The organism is Klebsiella sp. PCX (genome assembly GCF_021869705.1).
In the GTDB taxonomy this organism is placed as follows: Bacteria; Pseudomonadota; Gammaproteobacteria; order Enterobacterales; family Enterobacteriaceae; genus Klebsiella; species Klebsiella quasipneumoniae.
Genome location: NZ_CP091527.1, coordinates 2,545,828 through 2,569,634, shown reverse-complemented (window position 1 = coordinate 2,569,634; position 23,807 = coordinate 2,545,828). Strand labels below are relative to the sequence as shown.

At 53.0% G+C, this 23,807-nt stretch carries 24 protein-coding genes; 8 read left to right on the top strand and 16 right to left on the bottom strand.

From position 1 onward, the window contains the following. Window positions 1-33: 33 nt before the first annotated feature. Entirely contained in the window at window positions 34-672 is a 639-nt protein-coding gene (locus tag GQR96_RS12145; RefSeq protein ID WP_065905146.1) for a hypothetical protein, read from the bottom strand. Between the two features lie 476 nt (window positions 673-1,148). Here GQR96_RS12145 and GQR96_RS12140 point away from each other — a divergent pair, with 476 nt between their 5' ends. After that, the gene (locus tag GQR96_RS12140; protein ID WP_065905148.1) at window positions 1,149-1,940 is read left to right on the top strand and encodes an HAD-IIB family hydrolase; all 792 of its coding nucleotides are present in this window, start codon (window positions 1,149-1,151) and stop codon (window positions 1,938-1,940) included. Window positions 1,941-2,136: 196 nt separating this feature from the next. Then, window positions 2,137-2,757 carry a LysE family translocator gene (locus GQR96_RS12135; protein WP_064189632.1) on the top strand — a complete coding sequence of 207 codons (621 nt, stop codon included), beginning with the start codon at window positions 2,137-2,139 and terminating at the stop codon, window positions 2,755-2,757. 51 nt (window positions 2,758-2,808) lie between these two features. Here GQR96_RS12135 and GQR96_RS12130 read toward each other — a convergent pair whose 3' ends face one another. The 6 genes from GQR96_RS12130 to GQR96_RS12105 all read right to left on the bottom strand — a co-directional run bounded on the left by GQR96_RS12130 (window position 2,809) and on the right by GQR96_RS12105 (window position 8,964). Beyond that, window positions 2,809-3,435: a helix-turn-helix transcriptional regulator gene (locus GQR96_RS12130; protein ID WP_236948506.1), complete on the bottom strand. Its 627-nt coding sequence runs from the start codon at window positions 3,433-3,435 to the stop codon at window positions 2,809-2,811. Window positions 3,436-3,570: 135 nt separating this feature from the next. Then, a complete protein-coding gene (locus tag GQR96_RS12125; RefSeq protein WP_032456063.1) occupies window positions 3,571-4,083 on the bottom strand; it encodes a fimbrial protein in 513 nt (170 codons plus the stop codon). A 10-nt stretch (window positions 4,084-4,093) separates the two neighbouring features. After that, complete coding sequence (locus GQR96_RS12120) at window positions 4,094-5,101, bottom strand: fimbrial protein (protein WP_065905149.1); 1,008 nt, start codon at window positions 5,099-5,101, stop codon at window positions 4,094-4,096. A 34-nt stretch (window positions 5,102-5,135) separates the two neighbouring features. After that, on the bottom strand, window positions 5,136-7,670 hold the full coding sequence (locus GQR96_RS12115; RefSeq protein WP_077258593.1) for a fimbria/pilus outer membrane usher protein: 2,535 nt from the start codon (window positions 7,668-7,670) through the stop codon (window positions 5,136-5,138). 28 nt (window positions 7,671-7,698) lie between these two features. Next, on the bottom strand, window positions 7,699-8,376 hold the full coding sequence (locus GQR96_RS12110) for a fimbrial biogenesis chaperone (protein ID WP_065905150.1): 678 nt from the start codon (window positions 8,374-8,376) through the stop codon (window positions 7,699-7,701). Between the two features lie 57 nt (window positions 8,377-8,433). After that, entirely contained in the window at window positions 8,434-8,964 is a 531-nt protein-coding gene (locus tag GQR96_RS12105; RefSeq protein ID WP_064183388.1) for a fimbrial protein, read from the bottom strand. 441 nt (window positions 8,965-9,405) lie between these two features. Here GQR96_RS12105 and GQR96_RS12100 point away from each other — a divergent pair, with 441 nt between their 5' ends. Continuing rightward, window positions 9,406-10,065, top strand: a complete 660-nt coding sequence (locus GQR96_RS12100; protein ID WP_065905154.1) for a winged helix-turn-helix transcriptional regulator — start codon at window positions 9,406-9,408, stop codon at window positions 10,063-10,065. A gap of 66 nt (window positions 10,066-10,131) precedes the next feature. Then, window positions 10,132-10,761 (top strand): helix-turn-helix domain-containing protein, encoded by a 630-nt coding sequence (locus tag GQR96_RS12095; protein WP_049092259.1) that lies wholly within the window; start codon window positions 10,132-10,134, stop codon window positions 10,759-10,761. Window positions 10,762-10,862: 101 nt separating this feature from the next. On the opposite strand, the gene GQR96_RS12090 is transcribed toward GQR96_RS12095, so the two are convergent. Continuing rightward, a complete protein-coding gene (locus tag GQR96_RS12090) occupies window positions 10,863-12,071 on the bottom strand; it encodes an MFS transporter (protein WP_049092258.1) in 1,209 nt (402 codons plus the stop codon). 103 nt (window positions 12,072-12,174) lie between these two features. Between GQR96_RS12090 and GQR96_RS12085 the strand changes: the two genes are divergently transcribed. Continuing rightward, on the top strand, window positions 12,175-13,080 hold the full coding sequence (locus tag GQR96_RS12085; RefSeq protein ID WP_049092257.1) for a LysR family transcriptional regulator: 906 nt from the start codon (window positions 12,175-12,177) through the stop codon (window positions 13,078-13,080). A gap of 186 nt (window positions 13,081-13,266) precedes the next feature. On the opposite strand, the gene GQR96_RS12080 is transcribed toward GQR96_RS12085, so the two are convergent. The 7 genes from GQR96_RS12080 to GQR96_RS12050 form a co-directional block, all read right to left on the bottom strand. After that, a complete protein-coding gene (locus tag GQR96_RS12080) occupies window positions 13,267-13,695 on the bottom strand; it encodes a cell envelope integrity TolA C-terminal domain-containing protein (RefSeq protein WP_065905156.1) in 429 nt (142 codons plus the stop codon). Window positions 13,696-13,837: 142 nt separating this feature from the next. Beyond that, a complete protein-coding gene (locus GQR96_RS12075) occupies window positions 13,838-14,950 on the bottom strand; it encodes a M20 family metallopeptidase (protein ID WP_065905158.1) in 1,113 nt (370 codons plus the stop codon). Further along, window positions 14,950-15,705 carry a glutamine amidotransferase gene (locus GQR96_RS12070; protein WP_065905160.1) on the bottom strand — a complete coding sequence of 252 codons (756 nt, stop codon included), beginning with the start codon at window positions 15,703-15,705 and terminating at the stop codon, window positions 14,950-14,952. The genes GQR96_RS12075 and GQR96_RS12070 overlap by 1 nt, the downstream gene beginning before the upstream one ends. Window positions 15,706-15,719: 14 nt before the next feature. Then, entirely contained in the window at window positions 15,720-16,799 is a 1,080-nt protein-coding gene (locus GQR96_RS12065) for a phosphotriesterase family protein (RefSeq protein WP_032417129.1), read from the bottom strand. 3 nt (window positions 16,800-16,802) lie between these two features. Next, window positions 16,803-17,804 (bottom strand): ABC transporter permease, encoded by a 1,002-nt coding sequence (locus GQR96_RS12060; RefSeq protein WP_016161045.1) that lies wholly within the window; start codon window positions 17,802-17,804, stop codon window positions 16,803-16,805. Window positions 17,805-17,822: 18 nt separating this feature from the next. Beyond that, window positions 17,823-18,569, bottom strand: coding sequence for an ATP-binding cassette domain-containing protein (locus GQR96_RS12055; RefSeq protein ID WP_074186512.1), 747 nt, complete (start codon window positions 18,567-18,569; stop codon window positions 17,823-17,825). A 380-nt stretch (window positions 18,570-18,949) separates the two neighbouring features. Then, window positions 18,950-19,972: a LacI family DNA-binding transcriptional regulator gene (locus tag GQR96_RS12050; protein WP_065905162.1), complete on the bottom strand. Its 1,023-nt coding sequence runs from the start codon at window positions 19,970-19,972 to the stop codon at window positions 18,950-18,952. A gap of 344 nt (window positions 19,973-20,316) precedes the next feature. Between GQR96_RS12050 and GQR96_RS12045 the strand changes: the two genes are divergently transcribed. Further along, window positions 20,317-21,270: an ABC transporter substrate-binding protein gene (locus tag GQR96_RS12045; protein WP_023289707.1), complete on the top strand. Its 954-nt coding sequence runs from the start codon at window positions 20,317-20,319 to the stop codon at window positions 21,268-21,270. Between the two features lies 1 nt (window position 21,271). Here the strand turns inward: GQR96_RS12045 and GQR96_RS12040 are convergent, their stop codons facing one another. Next, window positions 21,272-22,144 carry a PfkB family carbohydrate kinase gene (locus GQR96_RS12040; protein WP_065905163.1) on the bottom strand — a complete coding sequence of 291 codons (873 nt, stop codon included), beginning with the start codon at window positions 22,142-22,144 and terminating at the stop codon, window positions 21,272-21,274. A 26-nt stretch (window positions 22,145-22,170) separates the two neighbouring features. On the opposite strand from GQR96_RS12040, the gene GQR96_RS12035 reads away from it, so the two are divergent. Further along, window positions 22,171-23,016 carry a BtpA/SgcQ family protein gene (locus GQR96_RS12035; protein ID WP_065905165.1) on the top strand — a complete coding sequence of 282 codons (846 nt, stop codon included), beginning with the start codon at window positions 22,171-22,173 and terminating at the stop codon, window positions 23,014-23,016. Beyond that, the gene (locus tag GQR96_RS12030) at window positions 23,016-23,660 is read left to right on the top strand and encodes a TenA family protein (RefSeq protein WP_065905167.1); all 645 of its coding nucleotides are present in this window, start codon (window positions 23,016-23,018) and stop codon (window positions 23,658-23,660) included. Before GQR96_RS12035 ends, GQR96_RS12030 begins: the two co-directional genes overlap by 1 nt. Window positions 23,661-23,807 lie beyond the last annotated feature (147 nt).

Below are 23,807 nucleotides of genomic sequence, written 5' to 3'. Positions count from 1 at the left end.
CCTCTGCGGTAGCGCCGCAGAGGGAACCCTCGCTTATAACGGGCTGTTCTCATCGAGCAGGGTGACGCTCCAGACGCGGGCGTGCGTGTCATCGATGCGATAGTAGCTTTTCACGCTTGCCGTACCGCCGATGGCGTAGCCCACCAGAGCGACAATGTTGAGCTGATGCCCTTGCTTATCGGTAAACGCATAATACTCATCCAGCACATAACCGCTGGCGCTGGCCGCTGATTCCAGACGATCGTCCCTGGCTTTCAGGTCCGGGGTATAGTCGGCGATGGTTTTCCCCACATAGTTTTTGGCGACGTCCTGCTTTTCGTCATCGCTGACGATAAACGCCGCGCTGGCAGGAAAGTGCTGAACCACGTCAGCCAGGGTTGGTTTCGGCGCGGCAGAGGGGAATAACGTGTGATCGATGGTGTAGGCCTGTAGCCAGCATGAAAATAACGCCGCTTCCGCCGCACGGCCATCCGGATCGGAAAGTCCGGGCAGCGCGTCGACGGTCTCTCCCGCTTTACGCAGCGCAATGAAATCGGCACAGGAGGAGACCCGTGCCTGATTCTGATCGCTCAGTACCAGCGTCAGGGGAGACTGGTTAATCTCAAGCTCGCCCGCCGCCAGCCCCGGCGTGCTGAACAATAACGTCACCGCCATACCGATAAAATATTTCATCACATAGCCTCCATGAATATCGACGTATCCTGATCCGAGGTGACAGGGAAAGCAAGCGATGGATGATGTCTTTTCCACACGTCCGGGCAATGGCTCATGCCGCCAGCTAGCAGGATCGCGCCTTGTCCACGCGCGGCCATCCGCGCAGAGACCGCTTTGATGGCGGCATACCCGGGTATTTATCGACACGGTATGCCAACAGCTGGCGTCATCCCCGCTGTGGCAGGGCGAGTTGAAGCGATAAGCAGGGGTTGCCGATGGCGCAGAACGTTGATAGCGCAGGGAAGCGCAAGCCTCGATAGGTTTCTGCTGAATGTAGGGACCAATGAATTAATCTTCGGCCAGATAATGCCCCTGCGGACTTTCTTCGTGCAGTAAGAAGGATCAAATCTCTCGAGTTAATAGAGAATATCAAATGCCAATTCGATATTAACGTTTATCAATAAAGCCATTAATATCACCAGTATGGGGGATTTATGAATTTAATTGATAACGTTAAGAATGAAGAGCTACAGAATATTCGTTTTGTTTTAACTGATATGGATGAAACGCTGACTTATAAGGGCAGACTGCAGGCCCGAACCTATCAGAGTCTGGAAATGCTACAACATGCGGGCATCAAGGTGATTCCGGTAACGGCGGCCTCTGCCGGCTGGGCCGATCAGATGGCGAGAATGTGGCCAGTTGATGGGGTCATCGCTGAAAATGGAGGATTATTTCTTACCAGAAATACCATCGAACATGGTATTAACAGGTACTTCTGGCATGAAGACAAATATCTTCTCAATCGAGAAAAAATCAGCCATATTCTTCTCAAGATTCGCCAGAAATACCCCTGGGTTGAAGTGTCTGACGATCAGGATTTTCGCCTGACGAGTATCGCTTTCAAACTTCCCAAAAATCATGAGCAGACCAGACAGCTCATTGACGAATTAGCGGAAAATAAATGCAGCTATACCATTAATAATCTATGGGTACTGGGGTGGTTAGGGGGGTATGACAAACTCGTCATGAGCAGAAAGGTGTTAAAGCATTTTTACGCACTGGAAGAATCAGATGAACAGGCATCGGTTTTCTACAGTGGTGATTCGCTCAATGACGCCCCCATGTTCAGCTACTACAGCAAAACGTTGGGAATGAACACGATCAACGACATAGCGCAAGTTATACCATCATTGCCGCGCTGGATAAGTCAATTTCCAGGTGGTGAAGGGTTTGTTGATGGCGCGAACAGAATTTTAAATGCCAAAAGGGCAAGCATCAGTTAAGTTGCCTTCTCCGCTCTGGCAGATGGCAACCGGATCCATTGGTAGCAACAGGTCCGGTTGTTGTATGCGTTGGATAGAGAGCCTCATAGGGGACTTGCCGTTATCCAGGCGGAACGCCATCCACGTTGAATGGCTCATCATTCTTGTTGCAAAAATGGGAACGCTTCAGTAGCCTTGTCTCTTTCGGAGACAGGAAATGCTCGTCACTGATTCACTTCTTGCTTACACTCTCGCTGCCACGCTGCTTACCCTGACGCCAGGTCTGGATACTGCTCTTATCCTGCGCACGGCGACCGCGGAAGGGGGACGCAAAGCCTTGCATGCCGCGTTAGGCATCGATCTCGGGTGCTTTATCTGGGGCGCGCTGGTGGCCTTTGGTTTGGGCGCGCTACTGGCGGTTTCTGAACTGGCTTACACCTTATTGAAATGGTGCGGCGCGGGCTACCTTTGTTGGCTGGGCATCCAGCTGCTCCTGCGCCCACGCCAGCAATTTAACACCCACCCGACCGAATCCAATTCCACGAGTAACTGGTTCCTGCGCGGGATGTTGGGGAATGTGCTTAATCCCAAAATGGGCGTCTTCTACGTTTCGTTTTTACCTCAGTTTATCCCCGCCGGGCATTCACCCGTCAGTTGGACCTTTCTGCTGGTCACTATCCATGTATTGATTGGGACGCTGTGGTCGTTAACGCTGATTACCGCCACTCGCTATGCCGCGGGCATCCTGAAAAAACCGGCCGTGGTGAAATGGATGGACCGGACGACCGGCTGCCTGTTTCTGATATTCGCCGCGAAGCTGGCGATGAGCCGGCGGTAACCATGCAGGGGCTCGCGCCCCTGTGTCAGTTGCCTTCTCAGCGCATTGGTATCACTGGCTAACTTTTATAAAGCCATTTGGCCAGTCGTTATTTTTTGTCAGTTTATTGAGCAGAAGCATTAGCTCATAATCGTTGCGTAAGTTAAATTTACTCATGACCATATATTTATGCGCATAGACCGTTTTCTCACTGATCATAAGCTCATCGGCAATTTGCGTTACCGACATCCCCTCATATAAACAGATCATGATGCGGATTTGCTGCGGTGACAATTTGGTCGGCTGACAGTCAAAACATGACGCGGGTGACTGTCGATAATTTGTCTGCTGCAGCCGGTGCCAGGCCGTATGTACTGCTCTACGTAACTGTCTCACGGAATGCCGGCGAGAGATAAAGATAATATCCTGAAAGCAAGAGGGGAGCGCAGAGGCTCGCATATCATCATCAACAAAAGCAATCACAATGCCTTTTTTTCGCTTCTGTAGTTCAGGGCAGCAAATAAAACATTCGCCTGGACATAATGCCAGCACAATGACGTCTGCTAGCTGAACGCTTTCTGACGTAAAGTTAAAATTGAAATCAACTGTAGTATTGTGTTGGGAAAAGAAATCACTAAAAAAAAAGGTCAGGCCACATTGGAAGAGGGTATCCGACTCTTTTATTACAATATTAACCATTTACCATACCGAAACATATTTATTAAGCGCTCCTGCATTCGGGTAATGATAGACGCAGCACATTATTTCACCCTGTTAGCTTCCTGAAGGGGATGATGACTAACGCGCCTATGACCCTCTATAGCCAGCGCCCCATCAGTTGTATTGCATTGTTAAAACGACGACGGCGCGAATGGAACCTGGTGTCGGCCTTCCCGCCACGGAGGTCACCATGGCTTTCATCGGTATCGTCGCCGTTCTGTCTTCAGCTATATTTTGCGTGATGCTGGATCCGCTGCCCATCAACAGACCCGTTGTGGCATCAGACATCGCAATGGCCACGCGGGTTGCCGTGCCGCTGTTTTGGTAATAATTCACGCCCGCTTCCGGGTCAGGCGTTCCGCTAAAACGGGTCGTCACGCTCAGCGTGCCCGGCGGACAGCGGGTAAACAGGAGATGAAAAGTAACCGGATCGGAAGAAGACCCGGGGGTGAACATGTTTGTTGCCTGGATATTGCCAAGATCAACATTCATATTTTCACTACCACCGTTAAAGACGCAGGGCGCAGCGATAATACGCCCGGTGACTTTGATATCTACATTGTCTGCGGACATTGCAGGTAATACCATTGCGCATGCCATCAGCAAGATTAGTTTATTCATCTTCATTTAACAGCCTTTATTGATAGGTAAGACTCAGCGTTGCGGACGCATTTGCGATGCCGGTGGTTACCGTTGTATTGGTCTGATAGTAGCGTGCGGTTAACGGGAACATCTCCTGGCCGCCATTGGTTCTCTTCAGAACAAGATTATTGCCAAGGATTAGAGGGGTATTGTTATAAACCAGCTGCACGCCAACCCCCTGTGCGACGCCTGCGCTTCCCTGACCGGTTAACGCCAGCACGGTATTATCACTGACGTCAGGATTCTGTGCGCCGGAGAGCATGACGTTAATATTGGCTCCGGCATCACAGTCCAGAATGAGATTCTGCGTTTTCTGCGCATTAGCGGGGGTTAATCCCACCGTAGAACCAAACTCAGTGACCAAAACGTCACCCAGTTCAAATACCATATTCGATGTTGTCACCGCACATGCCACCTGGGTAATAGATCCGGCCCCTGCATTCACGGGAATCTCAGGCGCTTGTTCTCCGCCGAGATATTGCATCGTAAAGGCGACAAACGATGCCAGTTGCCCCGTTACTGAGCCAGAGGTAATATCACCAATCTTCCAGAATTGTATAACTGGCTGATAATCGTGAATAACCAGTTCTCCAGGGTTTGATGACCAACTGGACATTGAAGCGTTACCGCGGTCAATATAATCGGTGCCGCTAAACGTCGACGCGCCTGCTTTGGAGTTCATGTAAAAGCCAAAAGAAATACCCACCCCAGGCACATTGGTTTGATAAACGCGCCGCGCGCCGTACGTCGCGACATAGGGTAAAATAGCGCTTTTCATTCCTGAGCTTGACCCTTCATTGCCGGTGGTGACGCAGGTATAAGCATGTGCTAAGGAACCATATATCTCATTGCTTATTGCTTGCCCAACGGGAACATCGCGCTGAACAATAATATTGCCATAATCCACGGTATAGGGAGAGCCGATGTAAGTATAATCACAACAGAAGCCCGTCAATGGAAACAACAAAGCCAGCATTAATAATGCAGATCGGAAAAGTCGCATATCTATGCACCTGATTTAAAAATTTGGTTCAACGTTAACGGCAAACAGCATTATCGATAATCACATCGTTATTCTGCTTCGTCATGTTTATCGCGTAATAGACCCTGCAGGTGTTTGCGGATTGATTTCCCCATTTCACGATCAGGTTTACCTGGGGATCGAGCCCCGTCAAATACACCTGTCCGCTATCACCAACGATAAAGCTGCTTGGTTCTGCTCCTTCAATGCTGGCCATTGCGCCAAACGGCACTAACTGGCCGTTTCGCTGGGTCAAGGTCATCAACATGCGAACACCGACGCTTGCCCGATAGTTCGCCCTGACAATCGCGCCACGCGTAGGGACCACGGTTTTGACCGTTTGTTCTAACTCAACGTTAGCCGGTAATGTTTCAGTGATTAATGACACATCATTTTTGCGATAAGGCATTAAGTTAGAGGCAACCGTATATCCGCGATAATCGGTTGTCGCTCCAGTCATATTCTGGATGCCTACGCCGGCAGCCCCGGGGGCGGCAATCAGCACGTTGGTTTCGCCCAATGGTTGAGAGAACGTCACGCCATTGGCATGCGCAACCACGCCTCCCTGAATCCCATAGTTCAGACGATCGGTATTTTTGTCATAGCTGTACCCGGCGGTGATTTCACCATAGGTGCCGCGATAATCACCATTCATGTTGCCGGTATAGGCCACGTCGTGAGTGCCGTAACCCTGTTGAATATTCCAGTTGAGCGCATTATTCGGCAGAGCAACACCATTTAACCCAGCGCTGTGTGTCGTACCGTTATTCTTGCTGGCATTCATGCCATAGTTTGCCCATGTCTGCGGCAACAGTTTTTCCAGTGGAATACTGATATTCAGCGCCAGCATCTGGTTTTTATCGTCGCTCTGGGGTGCGCTGTACGTTCCCGCGCCCCCATTCTTACTCAGAGTCCAGGTCAGGCCATAACTAATACTGTGCCAGTAGTTGTTATACCCAACGCTCCATGATTCCATCGCCTTACCTGAGTTCCAGTAATCTTCACGTGCGGCGTTCAGCATCAACGATCCCAGACGGTCTCCCAGCCCCTGGCTCAGCGTCAGCTCAGCACGGTTGCGGCGTCGGTCCTGAAGCGCATGACTGTCACCGTAAGAATCCAGGACCTCTTGCATGCCATAGTAGCCGCTGGTCGAATAGCGGTAGCCGGCAATCGCGAAGTTGGTGCCCGTTGCGGCAAAATTTTTACTGTATCGAGCCCGCCATGATTGCCCCCTGGTTTTCGGCATATTTTGCGGCGTGGACCAGCCCTGGGTGATGTCGCTGGAGATAGCGCCAAAGTCACCCATGTTTTTACCGACGCCCGCGGCGAGCGACTGGTACTTACTCGACTCCTGCAATCCGCCGTAAAACGTAAAGCCGTAGGGCAAGCCGAGAATAACGCTCATCTGAGCAAAGGGCGTTTTGTCCACGCTGCCGTTGTACGAACGATATTGGCCGCCCGTTAACGCATATTTTATTCGGCCTTCACGCTGTAATACGGGAAGGGAGGCAAATGGCACGCTAAAGTGCTGCTCGCTGCCATCAGCCTCTTTAATAGTGACATCAAGATCGCCGGCGCCTCCGGTAGGATACATGTCCGTGATTTCAAAAGCGCCCGGTGCCACAAAGCTCTGGTATATCTGATAGCCATTCTGGCGAATTATCACCTGGGCATTAGTCCGGGCGATCCCACGCACCACTGGGGCATAGCCCTTGAGGGAGTCGGGCAGCATGTCATCATCGGAAGCAAGTTGTCCTCCCCGGAAAGGCATACTGTCGAACACATCTGCCGGGGCAGAGCTGTCACCCAGCGTGAGCTGAGACTTTAACGGGATTATCGTACGTTGAGCATAGGTATAAACCGTCTTCCACGCATCATGACCCTGTGAATCTCGCGACCAGGTGGTGTAATTTCTTAACCGCCAGGGGCCAATGTTCAGACCAGGACGCAGGTTGGCATACTGATTATCGCTGGTGCTGCTGTTGTTATTTTTGGCCCAGTTATTCGCCCCACTCAGACTGTAGTTGAGCAGGGCGGCGTTAATGCCTTGATCCCAGCGATCCGGTGGCACCGATCCGCGCGCTTGCGCTGAAAGTGCCGCTTGCGGAATGCTCAATACCAGACGTTGCATGGCAAACTGGAAATCCGTACTAGCCTGAGGGATCGCGGACAGGTTCGCACAGGATGTTTCGCCTTTTAACGCGGGAAAAAGTCCAGTCTTCACCCCCCAGCTTTCTAATTGCTCAATGGATAAACAGGGGATTAATTTGTCATCACCGCCAGGCTCTTTCATCAACACAAACCTGATATCGCGGGTATCAACTAACCGATCGTCCAGGACGATATCAACATGATAATCCCCGGGAGCTTGCGCGCCCGATTCAAAACCAGAAAGATCGACTTTTTCTGTCCCCGGATTATCCAGTTCAACCAGTTCTGGGTTAAAAAAATCGCGACTATAGCTATTTTGTGTATTACCGAAGAGCGCGATGGTTATCAATAATGCCAACCGTGGAGACCGTGCTTTTATATAATCCATTGCCATCATCATAAATCCCACTCAGTGTCTTTGCGCCGGTCTACAGACTGGCTTTGTGTTCTGCCCCGGGACTGCCATAATCATTAATAATTTTGAATGTCACTGGCCCGCCCGTTACGCCGGAGGGTAAATCGAACATCGCGGTACTGCCGGGTAATACATAACTGACATCTGGTAATTTTTTACCTGATAGTGAAATCTCGTTAAAATTCATGACATGCTGAGTCGGATTGTTTACCTGTATCTTATTACCAACACGTTGCCAGCGTAGTTTATCGACCTGTTCTTCAGGGGAGGCGCCTTTCATCGCCGCCGGACGGTAGATAAGTTTAATTCTGGTTTTAATGGCAATTTGCAACGTATTGTCAACCTTAGCTGCGGAGGGGATGGCTTTTATATTAAGCCAAAACAAGCTCTCTTTATCCTGAGGTAAGGCTCCGGTGGCAACAATGCGCTCGACGTTTTGTTGACCATTATTTAGTCGATATAGTGGTGGCGTAATGATAAAAGGCGCCTTTTCGCCAGCCCCCCCAGGTGTTTCGATCCACGACTGGATAAGGTAAGGGGTTTTATCAGGGTTATTTATGCCAATCGAGGCTTCTTTTTTATTACCATCAAAAATGACGCGCGTACCACCAATAACGACACCGGCCTGAGCAACGGATACGCCAATACTCAATATCGTGATGGTAAGCAAGATACTGCCAAGAACATTCATTTTAGACCTCTGAAATATGGGGCCGTATCGACCCCATCAGCATTTCTTGAAAGAAAATTAGTTATATACAATGGAGAAGTTAGCAACAGAGTTGGCCGTACCCGGCGTTACTGATGCCGTGGTGGAGATATATTGCGCATAGAATTTCAGCGTATTGTCCTGGGTACTGCTAAGTATGTAGTTATAGCTGTTCTCACCGTGCAAAGGCAGGTCGACTTTATCGGCGGTCATCAGGTTAATCGCCACCCCTGACGCCGCACTGGAGGTTGATGTATCAATAGCCAGCAGGTTAGGGTTGGTCAGATCGGGGGTGCCATCAAAGCGTACTTTGGTCGAAGTCACCGTGGTTGGGCAGTTTTTAAGTACGATATTAAAATCCTTTGCAGCCGCTTTTGTGCCACTGCTCGGAAATTCAGTTTTATAAAAGTTACCGAGATTGACCTGCTGGTTTTGCGATGCCACATCGACTTCACAGGCAGTATCCAGAATATTGCCGACGAAATTCACGGTGCCAGCGGCAGCAAAAGCGTGAGACATAGACAGCGCTGCAGTTGCGGTCAAGGCAACTAAAACAAGACTTTTTTTCATTACGTTGTTTCCTTATTAACTTTGTTTGCCATTTATATTCAGGCAATAGGGTGCCGATGAGCGTTACACTCTTTTTGTACCAGTGCCTTAATTTTCACTGTGCAGCATGGCAGCCATAAATAATTACGGTAAGACCATGAACTGTTCTGCTGACTGGCTAAAATTTATCTAATCATTTTCTTAAACTCAAATGTTTTGTGGGTCTATAAGTAGACTCCCACTTAACGAATAAGCAACATTTCTTCTTTTTTATCATGCTTATTAAGGTCCGGTCTATTTTTAGACTCAAAGGTCATGAGGCACAAAATCAATTACTTAGAGTACATCTTTAGCACGGTCTACTTTTGGACCCTAAACCAATATTTCGCGGTTTCTTCATTTTTAAGATAATTCGTCGGGTCGATCAATAAAGCGATCACCGTAGAGGAATTGAGGCAGCATATGAACACGCGCTTAACCACCCCGGAAAACCAGGACAAATCAATTGCCCTGGAATTAAAACCATTTCGGCACATCGAGACTCTGATAAATCATGTGTTGCCAGCAGCAGAAAGAGTAGTGATCGGCAGAGGTGAGGTCGTGCATTATTATAAAGATGATATCCGGCAATGTTTTTTACTATTGCAAGGTAGCGTCGCGCTGCACCGTCGCGGCGATGGCATTGTATTAAATTCTGAATCATCACCGTTTATTCTGGGCGTGAGTAGTCAGTTTTCCTCAGAGCATCTTTATGTGAGAGCGCTGGAGACGTCAGAGATCGCCCGGGTGTCACTGGATTGTTTTAATCACATCGTGGCGCAACTGGATCTATGGGAGCATTTTTCGAAACTCCTGATTTACACGGCCTCCCGGGTGTATGAACATTGCGCACAAATCTCGCAGATGTCGGCTTATGACATCATCCGCTTTCAGCTGGTTGAGCTTATGCAAGAGCCGGATGCGATACGGCAACAAATTACGGCTGCAACCTATATTAAAAGCCGAACCTATCTTTCACGGAGCGGGATTATGCGGATTCTGGCAGAGCTGCGAACCGGGAAGTACATCACGATGGAACGGGGTATACTCCTTGATATCAACCATCTGCCTCGAAAATACTGACGATGAGGATACCCGCAACAGGAAGTCAGGCTATAATCAGACAGGTCAATCTTAAGGTTATCGGTTATGTCCTCTTCAGCAAAACCTCACAAAGGTTCACCCTACGCGCAAGAGCTGATTTCTCACTTACAGCCATATTGCACGCCACGTAAAACTGAAAGAGGGGAGCAACTGGATTTCAAGGTGAATGGCCAGGGGATGTGTTACCTGATCCTTGAGGGAACCGTAGCGGTTTATCGCCGAAACGATAATATGATGCTGTCCACTGCGCGCAGTCCCGCCGTGTTTGGTCTTGCCAATCTGACGGATATTTACTTCGATGATTACATTAAAACTATCAACTCCTGCGTGATTGGCGAGATCTCCACCGCTCGTGTTCATGACATTATTAAAGAAAAGTCGTTATGGGGGCTGCTCTCAAAGCAACTGATGTTTGTGTATGGCCGACTTTACAACAATGTGATGCCGCAGGGCGCACCGACGGCGTACGAGATGATCCGCCAGCAGTTGCTCAATTTAATTGAAGAAGATGAGAGTTATCGCGCCGCAGTCACAGCGGAACTCTACATCCGCGAGAAAACCCATCTTTCTCGCAGCGGCGTCATGCGCATACTTGCAGATTTAAAAACGGGTGGTTTTATCGAAATGGAAGAGGGAAGACTCATTAAAATCCATAAGCTTCCCGCCAGGTACTAAATTCAGACCCCGTCAGACAAAAAAACGCCCCTCATCTCCATTTAGCGACCACACCAGGGTCAATGATAATTTTTAATGCCCAGGGCAGGGCGCGCCATGTTCTACCCAGTGGTGTGCCGATCGGGCGGGATCGTCCGCTTAGCCAGTTTTTTTTGCAAAATGATGATAATAATTGGGGATCCTGATGCGGAAATTGCACATAGCGCCAGCAACGTGTCCATATTCTGGAGCGCCATGCGATGGTCAGGTAACAGAAAAGCGGACAGGAAAAATGCGGCAGTCGTCATCAGATACATCATGGACGTCTGTAATGAAGAGAATCCCGCTCGTTGGTTGTTATCAGGAAACTGAATCGTAACCGCCGAAGATGAAACCAGACGACTGTAAGCTGCCCCGAGAAATAACGTCATAAACAGCGCCGGATGCGGATAGCCCAGGAAGGGTATCAGCAAGCTCAGAATAAAAACGAGGGTTGACCCGGTCGCCAAACTCAAGGCAGAAAAACGAGAGGTTAATGCCCCTGTCATTCTTGTAGACAGATACCCCGCCAGTCCCCCGCCGAAGAACAGCCAGGGCAGCAGGCCTTCAGAAGCCCCCAACAGCTGCGTCATTAACGGCGCCAGAACAGGAATGATCAGCATTGGACTAAACTGTACCAGCGCATTACCGGAAGCAAACAGTAAAGTATCAACATCGAGGGGCAGCGCGTAAGACGTGTCGAAAGTGACGGGGTCCTGAGGGATGACAGTGACGATGAATGGCAATGCCAACAAACAGAGCGTGCTGATTAACCACAACGCGACATGCCAACCGTAATGAGTACACAAAAATAATATAGCGGGCATCCCCACAACGCTTACCAGCGAAAATGACGCAATCACCGTCGCCAACATTTTTCCGCGCAAGTCAGCCGGCGTGTGGTTTATCAAAATACCGATCCCCACACCCATTGTCGTCCCTCCAACCAGCCCTGCGAAGAATCGCAAGGTAAGAAGAAGAGGAAAACGGGTTATGAATGTTGTCAACAGTGTCGCTATGGCTAGCAGCACCATATTAGCGATAAGAAAACGCTTCTTATTGCAACGGTCAACCCAGTAAAAGGCGATAATTCCCGACAGGACGGCTCCAGAGGTGTACATACCGGATACATAGCCTGAGAAGGAGACGGGAACAGCGAAATCCGCGGCCATAAATGTAAAAACAGGACTGAATATCATATATTCCAGCGCGTTAGTAAACTGCACAAAAGCGATGACCAGCGCTATCCGTATCAGCGCCTTTTGATTAAATGTTGTGGTGACCCGTGGCATAGCAAGCGACCTGTTGATGAAAGATAACCTAGCTTAACTACTATCAAACTTATCGATTAGATGGTAAAAATGGCACTCATTATTATCATATGTGGGATAGTTGATGCGGCCAGTTCTTGATTTTAATGCGCTGAAAGTCTTCATCGCTGTAGTTGAAAGAGACAGTTTTGTTGGGGCTTCGAAAGCCCTTGAAATGCCGGCATCAAATGTGAGCCGTTGCATTGCTCAGCTAGAAGACAAACTGAATCTTCAGCTTATTGAACGCAGTACCCGACATATGAAACTCACTCAGGCGGGGCATCTACTCTATACCCGGGCGAAGCCATTACTGGAAGCGCTTGAGCAAACTGAAACCGAATTAACGTTGCGGCAAATGCAATTCAAGGGGCCACTACGTATCTGTATTCCCAATGAAATCGGTCCTGCACTGCTGGGCGCTATTGTTGCCGATTTCGCCTGTCAGCATCCGGACCTGGAGATAAGTTGCGTCACCAATTTGTCTGGTTATGAATCCCTGCGCGATGATCTGGATCTCGCTGTCATTGTGAGTCGTGGTCAGATGGATGACAGTGACTACATAGCCCGTCATCTGGTGACCATCCCTTGCACCATCGTTGCGGCCCCCTCCGTTATCCAGCGTTATGGCACGCCTTCTCGTATACAGCAATTTGAAGAATTGCCCTGTATTACAACGGTAAATGCGCTTAAAGGCGCTCCCTGGCAGTTTGTGAATAAAAAGGGCGGATTCGAGACGATTAAAGTTAACGGTCGTTATCGGGTCAACAGCGGGGAGATGGCAGGGCGAGCGGCCATCTCAGGCGTCGGTTATGCCATCCTGTCGAAACAAGCCTGCCAGCCCTATATTGACGATGGCCGGTTAATCGAAATTGAATTTGAACAATCGGCGGCCCCCTTGCAATTGTTCGCCCTGTATTCCGATCGGCGTTATTTGCCGGCAAAAACAAGAGGGCTTATTGATTTCATGTATCAGAGATTGAGTCATGAATAAGAGGCCATCATCAGCGCACCTGGATGCGCTGTCCCGTTCAGCCGGCGCTCTTGCCGCTCATCACCTCGACTCAAGCACCATTGAATCACTCCTCGCCGATCGCCAAAAAGCGTCTGTTAAGGAGGCTGTCAGCTTATCTTTTTAGCCATTGCCCTGGCGATGGCCGGGGCGCTTTCTAGGGCAAGCTCAGGCCTTCAAGTCCAGAACGACATGGCTGAATGTTTGATAAGTTTTTTCATCGGGGGCAGGCGGAATTTTGGCGACTTTCAGCGCGGACATCACCTGCGCGCAGAATGGCCGATCGCCGTTCTCGACCGCCGGATCCTGCACCGTCCCGTCACGCTGCAGGGTAAAGCGCACCGAGCATTTTTGCCCTTGCCAGGAGCCCGGCTGGTCTATGTTAGCGAAGATAGCCGCCTGGATCCGCGCCAGATAGCGTGAGGCATTGGCCTGCGGTGACGTGTCTGCACCCGTTTGATAATCGCGAAGTATCTTATCCACTTCTGCCGATATTTGAGCGTCTTCGGCGCTGTCCGGCGCAGAAGCATGACCCGAACAGGCGGAAAGGAGTAAAGAGAGGGTGCAAACGAGCACAGCGTTGATTTTCACGGACATGGTAAGCCTCCTTGCTGGTGGTGAAACATTTCGTGTACGAGGCGGTTATCCTCTGTTATTCCGCGAGATTATTCAAACGCTGAATGCATCATGCTCGTTTTAAGTGACACTGTCACACATTTTTGGCTTTCGTCGCGGACGGTTAGGCCATCCAGTCGCGGATCAGGTCACCGTATAGCCGTTCTGCCTCCGCCAGGCGGCTGAGCAGGCAGTACTCGTCGGTTTGATGCGCCATCGACGGCTCGCCGGGGCCGAGAATAATACAGGGCGGATCGCCCAATGCAGGCAGCAGCAGCGAGGCGTCGGTAAAGTAGGGCACCACGCGCGGCGCAATCGGCTCAGCGTGCAGCGGCTGACAGCGTTGGTAAACCTGCTTAATCCACGCGTGATCCTCCCGGCTGAGGACGGCGGGCAGGTCGACCAGCGTGGAGACGGTGACGCTTTCGCCAAGCAGCGTCGTCAAGCGCTCCCGGATAGTGGCGTGCTGTAAATTGGGCGCGCTGCGGATATCGACATCAAAACGCGTGCGGTCCGGTACGGAATTAATATTGAGTCCGCCTTCTATGCGTCCGACGTTGAGGGTGGGTTGCTTCATTAGCGGATGCGGCGCGCCTGGCGAAAAATGCTGAATCTTACCCAACGCATCCGCCGCAAGATAGATAGCATTGATCCCCAGCTCCGGCATCGCGCCGTGGGCGGTTTTCCCCCGCGTTTCGCAGCGCAGCCAGAGCGCGCCTTTATGGCCGATAACCGGATAGTTGGCGGTGGGTTCACCGACGATCAGCGCGCCCACCTCCGGCAACGTTGCGGAGGCGATCAGCGCCCGCGCGCCGTCGCAGCCGGTCTCTTCTCCGCCGGTTATCAGCAATACCGCGCCGCGTCCGGCGAGGATCGCTTCCCGCTGATGAACGCAGGCGACGGCAAACGCCGCTATCGCCGCTTTCATATCGCTGGATCCGCGGCCATAAAGACGCCCGTCTTCCATCTGCGAGCCAAAAGGATCGTACTGCCAGCGGGCATTTCCCAGCGGGACGGTATCCAGATGTCCGGTAAAGGCCAGCGGTTTACCGCTCTTCGACCCGGGCAGTCTGGCGATAAGATTGCAGCGCCCCTCGCCGAACGACGACAGCGAAACCGCAAAACCGCTATCGGTAAGCCAGTCGGCAAAGAACCGCATACAGTCGGCTTCGCTGCCCGGCGGGTTGATGGTATTAAAGCCCAGCAGCTGCCGGGCGAGCGCAAGGGTAGCGGTCATCAGCGGCGTTCCGTCAGCCAGTCGAGGCAGTTAATCCACAGCTGGCGATAGCCGGGCCATTTGGCAAACTCTTCCGGCAGCCAGTGCGCCGACATATCGCTGGTCCATACCAGCGAGCGCCCCCGCTGATAGTCGCGAATAGCCAGCAGCGGATGACCGGTACCGGCCACGCTCGCCAGCAGTTTGCCTTCCGGGTGCATTTCAACTTCGTTATAGCCCAGCAGCCACGGCCATTCGCCCGGAATATCGTTAAACAGGGGGTGAGACTCCGTCACTTCGGCATAGCAGCCTTCCGGGGTTTCAATGCGGTCGTCCCAGGCCAGGCAGCGTACCGGCAGCACTTTCTCCACCGCGGTATGGCGGTAGCGCGCGCCGCCGTTGATTCCCTGGAAGCTGTAATAGCCGCCGATCATCATCAGCGCCCCCCCGCCGGCCACGTAATCATGCAGGAGCGTTAAACGGTTGGCGGTTCGGCGGCTCTTCAGCCAGGTGTCCGGATGCAGCAGCAGCGTATTGGCGCCAATGTCCGAGAGAATAATCGCATCCCACTCCTGCAGCGCTTCCAGCGTCAGCGGAAAGTCGGTCGCCGCCGCGTGGGCGGGCATATAGGTAATGGCATAGGGACTGTCGGCGAGCGCGGCCAGAAAGTCCGTTGCGCCGGTGTGCCAGGTGGCGGTGGCAAACTGGTCGAAGCCTTTAACGTGCGTTGACGTGCTGGTCCAGGACTCACCGACCAGTAAGATTTTTTTCTGCATGATGACGTTTCCTTTTATCCGCCAAAGACCCGCTGGGGGTTTCCAATCATTAAGGTTTCAAGTTGTTCGCCGCTGACGCCGTGGCGCCGCAGACGCGGAACAAAATGCTTGAGTATGTAGCCATAACCGTGGCCGCCGTAGCGGGTGAGCATGGTTTTCAGGAAGACGTCCTGCGACAGCAGAATTTGCTGGATGTAGCCGTCGTCAATCAGCTCGCGGATCGCGCGGGCGTTCTCCTCGTCGGAGGGCGACTGCGCCGACTCGTCGGCGTAGTAATAGCTCATGCCGATCATGTCGTATTCGAGAAACGCCCCGCGCTGTGCCAGTTCGCGCTGGTAGCGCTTATCGGCAAAGCTGGGATTCATATGGCACAGCACGGTATGGCGTAAATCGGCGCCTTCCTGCTCGAGAATATCCAGCACCCGATGGCCCAGCCGCTCCCAGCCGGGCAGATGGACCTCGATCGGCACGCCGGTCGCGGCGCTGGCCCGACCCGCAGCGCGCAGGGATTTCTCCTCATCCGGCGTAAAGCGGCTGGAGATACCGATTTCGCCGATGAGCCCGGCGAGCACCTCCGGTTTCTCCTCCGCGCCGCCAAGATCGTAAATCAGCCGTTCGGTCAGCTGTTCGACGCTGCTGATTTTTACCCACTCAGGGTGCGAAGCTTCCAGATAGAGCCCGGTACCCATAATGATGTTCAGACCGGTCAGACGCGCGATGCGCGCCAGCGCTTTCGGATCGCGGCCAATGCCGATATTGGTCGGGTCGACCACCGTTTCTCCGCCAAGGGCTCGATATTTAGTCAGCTCGTCAATCGCAACGTCGACATCAAACAGCTGACAGTTATCGCGGCTCATCAGCGGGTTAAGCGACAGTTCGCCAAGGTTTTCCATTTTCACCGGCATTTCGGCAAGATGGCGATCGCTGCAGCAGCAGGGTGGCACCCATTTGCCGGAGGCATCCAGCAGAATATGCTCATGCATCAGAGTAACGCCCATTTCGTTAATCGGTAGTGGGCCAAGCACAGTCATTACATAACCGCTGCTGACGCCAACCGGCAGCGGGGAGGGATGGCGAAAAATTGATCCTTTCATCAGCTATCCTTTTGCCGCGGAGCGCGTCGGGTTGAGAATGCGGGTGTTCAGCCAGATAGCCAGCAGGATAATGGTGCCGGTGGCTATCTGGGTGTAAAACGGCGAAATATGCGACAGGATCAGCCCGTTCTGAATGACCGCAATCGACAGCGCGCCCAGCAGCGTGCCAATAATAGTCCCGAAGCCGCCAAACAGACTGGTGCTGCCTAGCACAACGGCAGCAATGACCTGCAGTTCAAAGCCTTCGCCCTGGTTGGAAGAGCCGCTGCCGAGGCGTGCGGTAATGATCATCCCCGCCAGCGCGGCGGCCATTCCGCTGATGATATAGACCTTCATGGTCACCGCTTTGGTGTTAATGCCGCTGCGCCGCGCGCCTTCGGCGTTGGCGCCGATAGCGGTCACGTAGCGGCCAAAGCGCATATGGTTGAGAACGATATGCCCGATCACCAGTATCATCATGCCGATCAGCGCGGGCATGGGGATACCAACTACCCACGCGCGTCCGATAAAGGTAAACAGGCTGTCAGCCGGTACCGGAATCGAGTAGCCCTGGGTGACCAGCAGCGCGATGCCGCGAACTACGGCCAGGGTGGCGAGCGTGACGATGAACGCCGGAATGCCTTCATAGGCAATAAAGAAGCCGTTGATGGCGCCAACGAATCCGCCGAGCAGCAGGCCGCCGAGGAGTACCACCGGCCACGGCAGCCCCCAGTTATTCAGAGCGATAGCGGAGAGTGCGCCGACCAGCGCCAGGGTGGAGCCTACCGACAGATCGATACCGCCGGTGGTAATGACCAGAGTCATAGCCGTCGCGACGATCAGCAGTGGGGCGCTCTGACGGATAATGTTGAGCCAGTTGGTGCCGGTGAGAAAGTTGCTGGTGATCAGCGAAAACACCACGCAGCAGAAGACGAAAAAGAGCGCGATGCTGACCACGCCTGAGTGGTTATGCAGCAGGCGGCGCGGCAGCGAATGCTGGATCATGCGGGAGCTGCTTAAGTTCATGATACTCATCCTGTTACCTCAATGTGCTGCCGCAGAGCGGGCGGTGAATTTTTCGCCCACAATCAAGTTAACGATATCGCTCAGGCTGGTGTCGGACACCCGTCTGTCGGCGACGTTCGTACCCTCATACATCACCATGATCCGGTCGCAGACCAGGAACAGGTCCTGCAGGCGGTGGGTAATCAGAATCACGCTCACCCCGCGAGCGGAAACGCGGCGAATGAGCTCCAGAACCGCTTCAACTTCCGCGACGGCCAGCGCGGCGGTGGGTTCATCCATAATCAGCACTTTCGGGTCAAAGGCCGCGGCGCGGGCGATGGCTATAGCCTGGCGCTGGCCGCCGGAGAGATTTCGCACCAGCAGGTGAGTATCCGGAATGGAGATCCCGAGCCCTTTAAGCATCTCTCTGGCATCGGCGTGCATTTTGGCCTCGTCGAGAAAGGGGATGCCGAGGACCGATTTCATCGGCTCACGGCCCATAAACAGATTGCCCGCGACGTCGACCGTGTCGCAGAGCGACAGATCCTGGTAGACCATCTCGATATGGCAACGGCGCGAATCGGCCGGATTCGTAAACTGTTGCTGTTCACCGTCGATACGAATCGTGCCGCTGGAGGGGATCACCGCGCCAGAGAGCACTTTGGTCAGGGTGGATTTCCCCGCACCGTTATCGCCCACTAAGCCCAGCACTTCGCCCGGGGCCAGCTCAAGGTTGACTCCGCGCAATGAGCGTATCGACCCGTAGGTCTTGGTGATATTGATCATCTCTACCCTTGGCGGGGTAGTTTGTGGCTGCTGCATCTGATAACTCCCATCGCTGTGACCGGGAAAATGTTCGCCATCCTGCGGGAGGGACTCTATCCGACACGGTTTACAATCTAGTAAACCGGTTTACCTGCGGAATAGAGCACTCGCCAGGGCAGTCAGGACAAACGCTATGTAAGATATTTGTTCGCCAGTAAGAACGTTGCAGCATCCGTGCCAGGGCAGGAACCACACAGCAGCCCTGTAACTTAACCTTATGTATTCAATAAACTTAATTGAATAAAATCCGGTAAACCGGTTTACTGATTATAGTGAATAAATTGTTAATTGATCGTTTTTTGCGCCAAAAGCGGGCGCTTTTGCGCCATTTTGGAACGGGCTTAACAGATCTTGATCGAGTCGCGGCCAATCCATTCAACCGGCAGGCGGGTTTCCGCAGGGATATCCGGATCGTCGTTTAGCAGGCGCATCATGATGTTCACCGCGGTACGGCCCAGTTCGCGGGCGGGCTGACGGATAGTGGAGATCCGCGGCTGGGTAAAATCGGCGTAGTTGGCGTCATCGAAGCCGACTAACGAAAGCGCCTCCGGCGCCTGGAGCCCGCTGGCGCGCAAGCCATCGAGCAGGCCGAGCACCAGATAGTCGCTGGCCGCGAAGACGGCGGTGGGGCGAACCGGTTGGCTGAACAGGTACCGCAGCGCCTGCTGGCCAAACTCGCGCTGGTAGTCGCCATACATCACCCATTCGGGCGGCCAGCTCAGGCCCGCTTGCTCCATCGCGGTGCAAAAGCCCTGATAGCGCTCACGGACGCTCATCAGCTTGTCCGGGCCACCGACGAAAGCGATATGGCGATGCCCGGCGGCGATCAGTTTTTCGGTGGCGATCCGCCCGCCCTGGACGTTATCGGCAAACACTTTCGGTACCTTACTGCCGGGAATATCTTCATCCAGCAGGACAATGCGTTCGTGACGCTGGACTTCCTTGCGCAGCAGGCCATTATCGGGGCGGTTGGTGGTGAACAGCAGACCGTCGACCTGGCAGGTATCCAGCCAGCGAATGAACTGGCACTCTTTTTCCGGGTTGTTGCGGGTGATACACAGCACCAGGCTGTAGCCGCTGGCAGAAGCAGCCTCTTCGGCAGCGTCGGCCAGTTCGGCAAAGAAGGGGTTGGTAATATCGGGAAGCACCAGGCCAAGCGTTTCGCTGCCGCCTTTGCTAAGACGACGTGCCAGGCTATTGCCGCGATAGTCCAGTTCGCGAATGGCGTTTTCGATGCGGTCGATGGTGTCCTGCGGCAGCACAATACTGTTGTTCATATAGCGCGACAGGGTCGCTTTCGACAGCCCCGCCAGCTTTGCCACATCAGATAACAATACGCGTTTTATACTCATTTCCTGCGCCATGTCTGCCAGAATCGGCTATCTGTAACATAGTTAAGCGCGGTGGATACAGCAATTTCTCTGCGAACAATCACCAAAAATAAATGCTTGACAAATTTTAATCTGCGGAGAATTGTATAGGCAGTTTACCGCATCATCCGGGAATTCATTCCCAACCCCGTTTAAGTCATTCCAGTCGCGCACCGACACGGACCGGTTGCCGGGATGACATTAAGCAGGTATCCGCCGAACGGTCGATGATTGTTCTGGCCATATAGACGATATTTGCCCGCCAAAAAATAATCCTTCTGCGTTCGCATGCGGCGCGGAACTCTGCTGGCTATCAACTATTCCCGACGAGGATACTGATGATGTTATTTCACACCGGAAAATTGCGTTTACTTGCTGTCGCCACGACGATGTTGGCATCGATGAGTTTTATTTCTGCCGCCAGCGCTGCCGGTCCGACTTATGCGCTGGTGCAAATCAATCAGCAGGCGCTGTTCTTTAATCTGATGAATAAAGGCGCGCAGGATGCGGCTAAGGCCAGCGGCAAGGATTTAGTTATTTTCAACTCTAACGATAATCCCGTGGCGCAAAACGACGCGATAGAAAACTATATTCAGCAAGGCGTTAAAGGCATTCTGGTCGCCGCTATCGACGTTAACGGAATTATGCCAGCGGTAAAAGAAGCCGCCGCCGCTAACATTCCGGTGATTGCGATTGATGCCGTATTACCGGCCGGACCACAGGCGGCACAGGTCGGCGTGGACAATATTGAAGGCGGCAGAATTATTGGTAAATATTTTGTGGACTACGTGCAGAAAGAGATGGGTGGCAAGGCGAGGGTGGGGATTGTCGGCGCGCTGAATTCGGCCATCCAGAACCAGCGGCAAAAAGGGTTCGAAGAGACGCTGAAAAGCAATCCGAACATTACCATTGCTAACGTGGTCGACGGGCAGAATGTGCAGGATAAAGCGATGACCGCGGCGGAAAACCTGATCACCGGCAACCCCGATCTGACAGCAATCTATGCCACCGGCGAACCCGCGCTGCTCGGCGCTATCGCCGCCGTAGAAAACCAGGGGCGGCAGAAGGATATTAAAGTGTTTGGCTGGGATCTGACGGCGAAGGCGATTTCCGGTATTGACGGCGGCTACGTGACCGCCGTCCTGCAGCAGGATCCGGAAAAGATGGGCGCCGAAGCCCTGAATGCGCTGAACAGCATCACCTCGGGAAAAACCGTGCCGAAAACCATTCTGGTTCCGGCGACGGTGGTGACCAAAGCGAACGTCGATGCTTACCGTCCGCTGTTTAAGTAGGTCAACGCGCGCCGTCCTGGGTTAACAGGGCGGCGAGCTCATGGCTGCCGGGAAACGCACTGAGCGTTCCCCGGCGGCTAACGGTTATGGCGGCAGCGCGGCTGGCGTGCGCCAGCGCCAGGTCATCCGGCGCGACGCCGCGCAGCAGGGCGGAGGCCAGCATGACGGCGAGGAACGTATCGCCTGCGCCGGTCGTATCGAGCGCCTCGGCGGGCACGGCGGGACAAAACTGGCGCTGTCCCGCCTGAACCAGCCAGGCGCCAGCGGCGCCCTGGGTTATCACTAATGTTTTCACCCCATAGGGCTGAAGCAGCTCGGCCTCGGATTCATTGACTACCGCGATGTCGATGAGCGGCCACAGATGGCAAAAGTCAGGATTGACGGGCGAGGGGTTGAACACCGTGGTCATGCCGAGAGTTTTGGCGTACCGGAACAGCGCCCGCGTTTTATCGAGGGAGAAATTGCCCTGCTGCAGCAGAATATCGCCGGCGGCGGCATCCGCCATATGCGGAATAATATCCTCAAGGCTGAAGGCGTCGGCAGCCGCCGTAGTGGTAATGATGGCGTTGTCGCCATCAGCGCTATTTAAAATAATCGAGGTATCGCTATGTTGATTGAAATGGCCGTCGGGTAGTAGCGTCAGTGGTTCATTTTTTATCTGCTGGCGGATCCACGCGCCGTTGCTGTCATTTCCCGTGGCGGCAATTAAACGCGTCTCTATTCCGCAGCGGGATAATATAATCGCCTGGTTCGCGCCTTTACCGCCGATATCCTGCGACACTTTAACGCCGTGAATGGAGGCTCCTTTTTTCGGTATATCCGGAATGGACCAGGTTTCATCTACGGTAATATTACCAGTAACGTAAACACGCATAGTGTTCCCTTAACAGGATGGATAAGATGGTTGCTATCTCAGCAGAAAAAACGAATGCAATACAAGCTATTTTTTCACGAAGCAAGGCTGTTATTGGTGTTATTCATTGCGACCCATTTCCTGGCTCGCCAAAATATCGAGGAAAATCAGTCTCGGATATTGTTGAACGTGCGCTTCGTGATGCTGAAAATTATATTTCAGGCGGTGTTCATGGTCTGATTATTGAAAACCATGGCGATATTCCTTTCTCTAAACCTGAGGATATCGGCCATGAAACCTCAGCGCTGATGGCGGTCATTACCGAGAAAATTCGTGAACGTTTTGCTGTGCCGCTGGGCATTAACGTTCTGGCTAACGCGGCGATCCCGGCAATGGCGATCGCCCTGGCGGGAGGCGCCGATTTCGTCCGCGTCAACCAGTGGGCCAACGCCTATATCGCCAACGAAGGATTTATAGAAGGGGCGGCCGCTAAGGCGCTGCGCTACCGCAGTATGCTGCGCGCTGAACATATTCGCGTTTTTGCCGATAGCCACGTTAAGCACGGTAGCCATGCCATTGTCGCCGATCGTTCGATTCAGGAACTGACGCGCGATGTCGATTTCTTCGAGGCTGACGCGGTGATCGCCACCGGCCAGCGTACGGGCGATAGCGCCACGATGGCGGAAATTGACGAGATCCGCGCGGCGACGGAACTACCGCTCCTGGTGGGCTCCGGGGTGACACCGGCTAACGTGATGCAGATCCTCGGGCGGACTCAGGGGGTCATTGTGGCCAGTACAATGAAGGTCGATGGCGTCTGGTGGAACGATGTTGAGCTGGCCCGGGTGAAACATTTTATGTCGGTCGCGCAGGCCGCGCTGGAGGAAGCTTAATGGAAGCGTTTAGCGAACGCCTGCTGCGCGAACATCAACCGGCGTGGCAGGCGATGCAGCAGCACCCGTTTGTGACTGATATCGAACAGGATCGTCTGCCGACAGTCGTCTTCAACCGCTATCTGGTGTTTGAGGGCAACTTTGTCGCGACGGCGATCGCGATTTTTGCCCTCGGGGTCAGCAAAGCGTCGGGTATTCAACAGCAGCGCTGGCTGATTGGCGTGCTGAATGCCCTGGTTGATATACAGATCGCGTGGTTTGAACAGGTGTTGTCAGCGCGGCAGATCGATCCCGCTGAGTACCCGGATGATTTGCCCGGGGTACGGCGCTTTCGCGACTGTATGCTGCGGACCGCCCACGAGGGCAGCTATGAGCAGATTGTGACCCTGATGTTCGGTGCGGAATGGATGTACTATTTCTGGTGCCGACGGGCGAGCGAACATTATCAGAGCGATGCTGATTTACGACGCTGGGTGGAAATGCACGCGGAGGACGAATTTTATCAGCAGGCTCTCTGGCTAAAAAACGAACTCGACCGCTGCGCCATGGCGCTGAGTGAAGACGAAAAGCAGGCGTTATCGGCGCTTTACGGCGAGGTGCTGCAGTGGGAAATTGATTTCCATCACGCGGCGTACGAGGAGTAGCCGCGAGGTGGATCACAGGGGGCGCCGGACGCGGCGTCTCCTGAATACGGGTTATATCTCGACGTTCTGCGTCTTGTTGGCGAAACTTACCATTACCGTTAATGCCGATTCTTATTTCACATTTTTATCTTAATAAAGTCGGAGGGT

Excerpts from the sequence above, each read along its gene's own strand:
- GQR96_RS12060 (WP_016161045.1), bottom strand. The coding sequence starts at position 17,804 with ATGAACTTAAGCAGCTCCCGCATGATCCAGCATTCGCTGCCGCGCCGC.
- GQR96_RS12125 (WP_032456063.1), bottom strand. The coding sequence starts at position 4,083 with ATGAAGATGAATAAACTAATCTTGCTGATGGCATGCGCAATGGTATTA.
- GQR96_RS12110 (WP_065905150.1), bottom strand. The coding sequence starts at position 8,376 with ATGAATGTTCTTGGCAGTATCTTGCTTACCATCACGATATTGAGTATT.
- GQR96_RS12140 (WP_065905148.1), top strand. The coding sequence starts at position 1,149 with ATGAATTTAATTGATAACGTTAAGAATGAAGAGCTACAGAATATTCGT.
- GQR96_RS12065 (WP_032417129.1), bottom strand. The coding sequence starts at position 16,799 with ATGAAAGGATCAATTTTTCGCCATCCCTCCCCGCTGCCGGTTGGCGTC.
- GQR96_RS12085 (WP_049092257.1), top strand. The coding sequence starts at position 12,175 with ATGCGGCCAGTTCTTGATTTTAATGCGCTGAAAGTCTTCATCGCTGTA.
- GQR96_RS12030 (WP_065905167.1), top strand. The coding sequence starts at position 23,016 with ATGGAAGCGTTTAGCGAACGCCTGCTGCGCGAACATCAACCGGCGTGG.
- GQR96_RS12055 (WP_074186512.1), bottom strand. The coding sequence starts at position 18,569 with ATGATCAATATCACCAAGACCTACGGGTCGATACGCTCATTGCGCGGA.
- GQR96_RS12070 (WP_065905160.1), bottom strand. The coding sequence starts at position 15,705 with ATGCAGAAAAAAATCTTACTGGTCGGTGAGTCCTGGACCAGCACGTCA.
- GQR96_RS12100 (WP_065905154.1), top strand. The coding sequence starts at position 9,406 with ATGAACACGCGCTTAACCACCCCGGAAAACCAGGACAAATCAATTGCC.
- GQR96_RS12050 (WP_065905162.1), bottom strand. The coding sequence starts at position 19,972 with ATGGCGCAGGAAATGAGTATAAAACGCGTATTGTTATCTGATGTGGCA.
- GQR96_RS12145 (WP_065905146.1), bottom strand. The coding sequence starts at position 672 with ATGAAATATTTTATCGGTATGGCGGTGACGTTATTGTTCAGCACGCCG.
- GQR96_RS12080 (WP_065905156.1), bottom strand. The coding sequence starts at position 13,695 with ATGTCCGTGAAAATCAACGCTGTGCTCGTTTGCACCCTCTCTTTACTC.
- GQR96_RS12120 (WP_065905149.1), bottom strand. The coding sequence starts at position 5,101 with ATGCGACTTTTCCGATCTGCATTATTAATGCTGGCTTTGTTGTTTCCA.
- GQR96_RS12040 (WP_065905163.1), bottom strand. The coding sequence starts at position 22,144 with ATGCGTGTTTACGTTACTGGTAATATTACCGTAGATGAAACCTGGTCC.
- GQR96_RS12130 (WP_236948506.1), bottom strand. The coding sequence starts at position 3,435 with ATGGTTAATATTGTAATAAAAGAGTCGGATACCCTCTTCCAATGTGGC.
- GQR96_RS12075 (WP_065905158.1), bottom strand. The coding sequence starts at position 14,950 with ATGACCGCTACCCTTGCGCTCGCCCGGCAGCTGCTGGGCTTTAATACC.
- GQR96_RS12115 (WP_077258593.1), bottom strand. The coding sequence starts at position 7,670 with ATGATGATGGCAATGGATTATATAAAAGCACGGTCTCCACGGTTGGCA.
- GQR96_RS12045 (WP_023289707.1), top strand. The coding sequence starts at position 20,317 with ATGATGTTATTTCACACCGGAAAATTGCGTTTACTTGCTGTCGCCACG.
- GQR96_RS12135 (WP_064189632.1), top strand. The coding sequence starts at position 2,137 with ATGCTCGTCACTGATTCACTTCTTGCTTACACTCTCGCTGCCACGCTG.
- GQR96_RS12095 (WP_049092259.1), top strand. The coding sequence starts at position 10,132 with ATGTCCTCTTCAGCAAAACCTCACAAAGGTTCACCCTACGCGCAAGAG.
- GQR96_RS12105 (WP_064183388.1), bottom strand. The coding sequence starts at position 8,964 with ATGAAAAAAAGTCTTGTTTTAGTTGCCTTGACCGCAACTGCAGCGCTG.
- GQR96_RS12035 (WP_065905165.1), top strand. The coding sequence starts at position 22,171 with ATGGTTGCTATCTCAGCAGAAAAAACGAATGCAATACAAGCTATTTTT.
- GQR96_RS12090 (WP_049092258.1), bottom strand. The coding sequence starts at position 12,071 with ATGCCACGGGTCACCACAACATTTAATCAAAAGGCGCTGATACGGATA.